Annotated in this window: 5 protein-coding genes; 3 read left to right on the plus strand and 2 right to left on the minus strand. The window is 69.7% G+C overall.

The annotated features are described in order from the left end of the window. The first annotated feature begins 197 nt into the window (after window positions 1–197). Both STRIP9103_RS50205 and STRIP9103_RS30260 read left to right on the plus strand, forming a co-directional pair. On the plus strand, window positions 198–674 hold the full coding sequence (locus STRIP9103_RS50205) for a hypothetical protein (RefSeq protein WP_158696921.1): 477 nt from the start codon (window positions 198–200) through the stop codon (window positions 672–674). Between the two features lie 20 nt (window positions 675–694). After that, window positions 695–1,612, plus strand: a complete 918-nt coding sequence (locus tag STRIP9103_RS30260; protein ID WP_009326786.1) for an ABC transporter ATP-binding protein — start codon at window positions 695–697, stop codon at window positions 1,610–1,612. Window positions 1,613–1,728: 116 nt separating this feature from the next. Here STRIP9103_RS30260 and mmuM read toward each other — a convergent pair whose 3' ends face one another. Then, window positions 1,729–2,658 (minus strand): homocysteine S-methyltransferase, encoded by a 930-nt coding sequence (gene mmuM / locus STRIP9103_RS30265; RefSeq protein WP_009326783.1) that lies wholly within the window; start codon window positions 2,656–2,658, stop codon window positions 1,729–1,731. A gap of 133 nt (window positions 2,659–2,791) precedes the next feature. On the opposite strand from mmuM, the gene STRIP9103_RS30270 reads away from it, so the two are divergent. Beyond that, window positions 2,792–4,207 carry an amino acid permease gene (locus tag STRIP9103_RS30270; protein ID WP_009326787.1) on the plus strand — a complete coding sequence of 472 codons (1,416 nt, stop codon included), beginning with the start codon at window positions 2,792–2,794 and terminating at the stop codon, window positions 4,205–4,207. Here STRIP9103_RS30270 and STRIP9103_RS30275 read toward each other — a convergent pair. After that, on the minus strand, window positions 4,204–5,196 hold the full coding sequence (locus STRIP9103_RS30275) for a nucleotidyl transferase AbiEii/AbiGii toxin family protein (RefSeq protein WP_009326784.1): 993 nt from the start codon (window positions 5,194–5,196) through the stop codon (window positions 4,204–4,206). The genes STRIP9103_RS30270 and STRIP9103_RS30275 overlap by 4 nt on opposite strands. Window positions 5,197–5,685: the final 489 nt, after the last annotated feature.

Here is a 5,685-nt window from a genome sequence, read left to right on the forward strand (position 1 = left end):
TCGCCGCACGTCACCGCACGTCACGGCACTGCGGCCTGCGTCAGACAGGCGTCCTGCCCAATGTCAAGTCCCGAAATATCGGGACTGCACTTCCCGTCCGCCGGGTGTGAGGATGAGGATCAGATGTTCCGCAATCGCATGTGGACATCTTGGGCCACCATGGCCACGCCGAAAGTCATCGAAAGGACGTGAGGGAAATGAAGCGTACTTTCCTCTGCCGTTGCGCCCTGCCTGCCGTCCTGGCAATCGCATCGCTGACTCTCGTCAATACGGGAGAAGCGTCGGCTGCGCCCGCCCAGAAAAAATGCAGCAAGTGGGTCAAAATTCCCGCGGCGTCCTCCGAGCCCGTACCGCTCAAGGCAAAGACGTGTCTCGTACGCCAGAAGGACGGGGCCGGGTACAAGATAAGGGTCGCCACGGGAGTTTACTACTACGGCAAGGAGAGCAATCCCTGGAGCATCTACACAGAGCAGTATTTCAAGGGGAAGAAGATAAGTAGCTGGCACTTGTGGGTGTCGTCCAAGGATCGGGTGGACTGGTATCCGACGGACTGGGTTCAAGGGGCACGGGACAATGGAAAGCCAGGTCTTCGGGTCGCCAGGTCCTATGTCGATCCCGCAAGCGACCGAGACAAGCCGATCAATGTGTCTGTGCAGCTGAACGTAAAAAAGTAATCAGAAAGGAGCGAGAGAGTTTGACGGCCGCCATTTCCTTTTCCGGGCTGACCAAACGCTACGGCGCCCGGACCGCGATCGAGGACGTGACCTTCTCCGTCCAGTTCGGTGAGGTCACCGGACTCTTCGGGCCGAACGGCGCCGGGAAGACGACCTGCCTGCGGATACTGGCCGGTCTGGTAGTCCCGGATCGCGGAACCGCCACCGTGCTCGGTAAACCCTTCGCGGAACTTCCGGGCTCGGCCCGGCGGGTGGGGGTGGCTCTCGACACAGCCGACACACCCCCCGCGCTCACGGGCCGCCGGCACTTGCTGGCCGCCGCCGCCGAGGCGGGTGTCCCGGCTCGACGGGTGGACGAAGTCCTGGCCGTGACCGACATCGAGGATGTCGCGGGGGAGAAGGTCGCAACCTACTCCCAGGGCGCACGCCGTCGCCTGGGCCTTGCCACCGCACTGCTCGGTGACCCGCGCGTCCTCATCCTCGACGAGCCCGCAGCCGGCCTGGACCCGCATGGCGTCCGTTGGCTGCGGACCCTCCTGCGAAGCCTGGCCGATCAGGGGTGCGCCGTGCTGCTGTCGAGCCGTGCCCTGGCCGAGGTGGAGCAGACCGCGGACCGCGTGATCGCGCTGCGCAAGCGGATCCTCTTCACCGGTCCCGTCGAGGCCCTGCGCCGCCGTTCCTGCCCCGCCGGGGGCGCGCTGCGGGTACGTACCTCGGACGACGCCCGCATGGCCGCCGAGCTGGCCTCCCACGCGGGCGACATCCGGTCGTCGGAGGCGGCACATGGCGTGCTCGTCCAGGGGACCGGCGCCGAGACGATCCTGGCCACAGCGGCGGCCATCGGTGTCGAGGTGTTCGAACTCGCCGAACCGGTCGCGAGCCTGGAGGAGGAGTTCTGCCGACTGCTCCACGACACCGCTCCGGAACGTGCCCGGTGAGCCTTGCCTCCCGTCCGAACCGTCACTCCGAACGGTGACTGCGATGGGCATGTCCCCGATGCGCGGCGACCGGTGGCCGGTTCAACAACCGGCGGTCGGTTCAAGCAACCGTTTGGTCAGTTCAACGTCGTCGCGATCGCCGAGATCGCCTCAGGCCCGACCCGACAGCACCCGCCGATCAACCGGGCGCCGGCCGCCCGCCACCCCTCCACCTGCTCGGCCGTGAACGTGGAACGTCCGGTCCACGCCCGGGCGGACGCGTCCCAGGCCTCCCCGCTGTTCGGGTACACCACCGGCGGCTTCCCGGTCACCCGGGCGGCGATCTCGACGGCACCGTCCACGTCCTCGGGGGAGCAGCAGTTCACCCCGACGGCGATGACCTCCTCGGCCTCCGCCGCCAGGGCGAAGGCCTCCTCCAGCGGTTGCCCGGCGCGCGTGCGGTCGGCGGCGATGGAGTACGACAGCCAGACCGGCACCCCGAGCCCGCGCACCGCACGCAGCAGCGCCTCGGCCTCGTCGGTGTCCGGGATCGTCTCCAGGGCCAGGGCGTCCGGCCCGACGGCGGCCAGCACCTCAAGACGGGGGCGGTGGAAGGCCTCCAGTTCGGCCACGCTCAGCCCGTACCGCCCCCGGTACTCGGAGCCGTCCGCGAGCATCGCGCCGTACGGCCCGACCGAGGCCGCCACGTACAGGGGCCGCGTGACGCCCTTCGCCCACGCCTGCTCGGTCGCGTCCAGGGCCAACTCGACGCTGAGGGCGAGCAGTTCGGCCGCCTTCTCGCGCTCGATGCCACGCTTCGCGAAGCCCTCGAAGGTGGCCTGGTAGCTGGAGGTGATGGCCACGTCCGCGCCCGCCAGGTAGTAGGCGAGATGCGCTTCGGTGATCGCCTCCGGCTGCTCCGCCAGCAACCGTGCCGACCAGAGTTCGTCGCTCAGATCGTGCCCGGCGGATTCGAGCTGGTTGGACATGCCGCCGTCGAGGACGAGCGTCCCGGCGGCGAGGGCGTCGGCGAGGAGGGGAGCGGAGAGGCGGGCGTCGCTGGTCATGCCACGACGCTAGTCGACGCATCCGGGACAGCCGATTGTGTCCATTACATGAACAGGTTGCCCAGTATGTGGGATGCCGGGTTACGATCACGTGCCCCCCGCCCCGACCCGCCGCATCTCCCCGGGAACCGCCATGACCGCGCCCAGCACCCCCGAGACCACCGAGCCCGAGCCGACGCCGCCCCCCACCCCCACCGGGACCGGTGGCGAGGGCGCGTCCCCCGGCCGCAAGTTCGGCCTCGCCGCAGCCACCGCCCTCGTCATGGGCAACATCATCGGCGGCGGCATCTTCACCCTCCCCGCCGCAGTCGCCCCGTACGGCACGGTCAGTCTGCTTGCCTTCGTCGTCCTCTCCGTGGCCGCCGTGCTGCTGGCCCTCCTCTTCGGCAAGCTGGCGAGGCGCAGCCCGGTCACCGGCGGGCTGTACGTGTACCCGCGCGACGCCTTCGGGCCCTTCGCGGGCTTCCTGTCGGCGTGGTCGTACTGGACGATGTGCTGGGTCAGCATCGCCGCCCTCGCCGTCGGCGTGGTCGGCTACGTCGACGTGCTGATACCTCTGGGCGACGGCAAGGTCGTCCTGGCGGCCGTCGCCCTGGCCGCCCTGTGGCTGCCGGCCGCCGCGAACTTCGCCGGCACCCGCTGGGTGGGTGCCGTGCAGATCGTCTCCACGGTGCTGAAGTTCGTACCGCTGCTGCTGGTCGCGACGATCGGTGTCTTCTTCATCGACACCGACAACTTCGGCCCCTTCAACTCCTCCGGCGAGAGCGTCCCCGGCGCGGTCGCCGCCTCCGCCGCGCTCCTCCTCTACAGCTTCCTCGGCGTCGAGTCGGCCGCGGTCAGCGCGGGCGAGGTCAAGGACCCCGAGCGCAACGTGGGCCGCGCCAGCGTCCTCGGCACACTGGCCTCCGCGCTCGTCTACATCCTCGGCACGGTCGCCGTCTTCGGCCTGGTCCCGCACGAGAAGCTGGTGAACTCCGGGGCGCCGTTCGCCGACGCGGTGAACTCGATCGTCGGCGGCAGCGCGGGCGGCACGGTGATCGCGCTGGTCGCCGTCGCCTCGATCGTCGGCTGCCTCAACGGCTGGATCCTGCTGAGCGCCCAGATGCCGTACGCCGCCGCCCGCGACGGGCTCTTCCCGAAGCCCTTCGCCCGCGTCGGCAAGGGCGGGGTCCCCGGCTTCGGCGTGCTCGCCACCGCCGGCCTCGGCACGATCCTCATCGTCGTGAACTACGCCGACGACCCCGACACCGCCTTCCGTGTCCTGGTCCTCATCACCACGTTCACCGGCTGCGTCCCCTACCTGCTCTCCGCCGCCGCCCAGTTGTACTGGCTGGCCAGGGGAACGCGCGAGCGGGTCCGTCCGGCCGGGCTCGCCCGTGACCTGATCGTCGCCGCCCTCTCCTTCGCCTTCTCCTTCTGGCTGATCGCCGGCGCGGGCTACGCGGCCGTCTACCAGGGCGTCCTGTTCCTCTTCGCGGGCATCCCGGTGTACGTGTGGCTGCGCGGGCGGCAGGAGGAGTCCGAAGCCAAGACGGAGGCTGCCGCCTAGGTCTGGTGGGAAGCTCCATCGGGCCTGGTGGACAGGGAGGTCAGAGCTGTGGTGAGCCGATGCAGCCAACCTTGTGCGGTTCCCCGCGCACCGGGGTGATCCGCTCGAAATGCCGCCCAGTCCGCTTCATCGAACCGCACCGAGTCCAGGCCGAAGCCATCCGCTCGCGTACCCGCCGAGGAGCCATGGAGAACCCTCCGCAAGATCCGTGGTGACAGCAGGGTGCGTTCGTCCTCTGCCAGGAGAACGGCGTCGTACAGGTCCTTGCACCGCGGTCCCTCGCCGGCCGCGGCGTCGGCATGCAGCCACAGAAGCTTCCAGGCCAGTGACAGTTCCCGGCTCGCTGTTCGAATGATCGACGGTGCGCCGCCGTCGCCGCGGGGCACCAGGGTCCACACCGGGGGGTGGGGCAGCCTTTCATCCAGGGCGAAATCGAGCTGGATCTCACCGCCGGGCACCCCCTCCGTCCGCCACGGGATGAGTACCCGCACTCCGGCGGTGTCGTACCCGCTGTAGGCATACCCCCAGGTGTGGTCCCGGCGGGCGTTGTCCGCGTCGAGCACCACTCCCGGTGCCACCTCCGGCCGCCGGCGCACCAGGTCGAGCAGGTCGTCATAGGGCGGAACGGGGCCCGATGAATCGGGGTCCATTTCCCAGCGCAGCCCGTCCGGGGGAGTGCGTGGGCGCCGTCCGCGTGTCTCGCACTCCTCCTCCCCGTCGGTCCAGATCTCGTACCGGGCCGCGCCGTCGAAGGCCTCCGGCCACTGCTGGACGACGTCGATCCGGTCCACGTACGGGTATGGATCGAACGGATCAACGGGGCTGTTCAGCTCGGGCAGCACCACGAAGTCCAGGTCCGCGGGCTCACGTGCCCGGCCGCCGACCCACGCGGGCATGACCATGCTTCCGCGCAGAACCAGGCTCTCGCTCCACGGGGCCCCGGCGATGAGGCCCAGCACATGATCGAGGGCCGCACGGCGCGCCGTCATTCAGCGTTGTCCGGTTCGTCGCCCCGGCCGGCCTCCACGCCGGGGTTGTCGCCGGGGTTGCCATCGTGCACGGGTTTCGAACGCACCGGCGGAATCCTTCACTTCACCCTCGTCATCGATCACGTGTGAGAAGGACTGTAGATCGCCGGTACGGCCGCGGTGAATACCGGTCGGGTTCGAGCGCCGCACGCACCGGCGGGCCCCTGGTCCGGGACCCGCCGGCGTCATTCAGGGAGCGTGGCCATGGCCGTCACCGGTGCCGCGCGGACGGGCATGGCCGGGTGGTCGCCGACCTGCTGAGTGCCGTGTCGGCAGGGGTCAGCAGAAACTCACCAGAGGGGCCCGGGCGGCGTATCGCGTCACAAGGCCCGGTACGGCCTACCGCCGCACGACGCCTCGGCCGACCCGCCGCCGGGGTGAGCAGGGAACCTCGTGCCCCGGCTTGTCGGGGTTGATCACCGCGCGGATGGTCGAACAGCCGGGCACGGG

The organism is Streptomyces ipomoeae 91-03 (genome assembly GCF_000317595.1).
Classification (GTDB): domain Bacteria; phylum Actinomycetota; class Actinomycetes; order Streptomycetales; family Streptomycetaceae; genus Streptomyces; species Streptomyces ipomoeae.